The organism is Methylobacterium sp. ME121 (assembly GCF_000974725.1).
Lineage (GTDB): Bacteria > Pseudomonadota > Alphaproteobacteria > Rhizobiales > Beijerinckiaceae > Methylobacterium > Methylobacterium radiotolerans.
This window is the reverse complement of the sequence record NZ_BBUX01000173.1, coordinates 1-1257: the sequence shown is the minus strand read 5'-3', so window position 1 is coordinate 1257 and position 1257 is coordinate 1. Positions and strand designations below refer to the sequence as shown.

Annotated in this window: 1 protein-coding gene and 1 pseudogene; both read left to right on the top strand. The window is 77.9% G+C overall.

Annotated features, from left to right (window positions below):
- Positions 1–409, top strand: a pseudogene (locus ME121_RS32750) (nonribosomal peptide synthetase MxaA); the annotation flags it as partial.
- Positions 410–413: 4 nt separating this feature from the next.
- Positions 414–1257, top strand: an 844-nt coding sequence (locus tag ME121_RS32745) for a vWA domain-containing protein (RefSeq protein WP_059410335.1), incomplete at its 3' end; no start/stop codon positions are given.

The following is a 1257-nucleotide window of genomic DNA, read 5'->3' as shown; positions in this document are numbered from 1 at the left end:
GGCGGCGGCCGGCCTCGGCGCCCTCGCCGGCCTCGCGGCGCTGGCGCTGGCGCACGACCGCGCCTGGGGGCCGTTCCGGCAGCGGCCGGGCCGCCCCTTCGCGGCGGCGCTGCGCGCGCTCCGGCGGCAGGCGGGGGCCGAGCCCGATCAGGCCTACCGGGCGGCGCTGCTGGCCCTGCACCGGGGCCTCGACGAGACCGACGGAAGGCGGGTGCTGGCCGACGATCTCGGCGCCTTCCTGGCGCGGCACGGGGCCTTCCGGGGCCGGGCGGCGGAGCTCGCGCGCTTCTTCGAGGCCTCGCGCCTCGCCTTCTTCGGCGGCCAGCTGCCGGCCGCGCGCGCGGCCTGGCCGCTGTCCGAGGCCGAGGCGCTCCTGGCGCGCCTCGCGGCGGCGGAGCGGAGCGCGTGAGGCCGTGACCGATCTCCTCCCCCGCCTCGGCGCGACCGATCCCTGGGTCCTGTGGCTGCTGCCGCTGGCGCTGCTGCCGCTGGCCCGCTCGGCCCTGCGCCGGACGTCCGTGCCGGCGGTCGCCGCCGCGCCGGCAGACCCCCTCTCGGCTTGGCTCGGCCGCACGCTGACGCTCGCCGGCATCCTGGCCGTCGCCGGCCTCATCGCGGCCCTGGCGGGCCCCTACCGGACGGGCGCGCGGATCGAGCGCCTCGGCATCGGCGCGCAGGTCTCGCTGCTGATCGACCGCTCGGGGAGCATGAACGAGACCTTCGCGGGCCGGCAGCCCTCCGGCGCCGAGGAGTCGAAGGCCGCGGCCTCCCGGCGCCTCCTGGCCGATTTCGTCGGCGCGCGGGCGCACGACCTGTTCGCCGTGACGGCCTTCTCCACCGCGCCGATGCTGGTCATGCCGATGACCGACCGGCACGACGCCGTGCGGGCGGCGATCGCCGCCATCGACCGGCCCGGCCTCGACTACACCAATATCGGCCGGGGCCTCGGCATGGCCCTGTCGCAGTTCGGAATCGATGTCGGCGCCTCGCGGGTGCTCCTGCTGGTCTCCGACGGCGCCGCGGTGATCGACCCGCGCGTCCAGGACCAGCTGCGCGCCGCCGTCGCGCGGATCCGGCCGAACCTGTACTGGCTGTTCCTGCGCACCAAGGGCTCGCCCGGCATCGCCGACCGGCCGGCCGGGGAGGACACGCCCCAGGCCGCGCCGGAGCGCCATCTCGACCTGTTCTTCAAGAGCCTCGGCGTGCCCTACCGCGCCTTCGAGGCCGAGGGCGCCGAGGCGGTGGCCGCCGCCATCC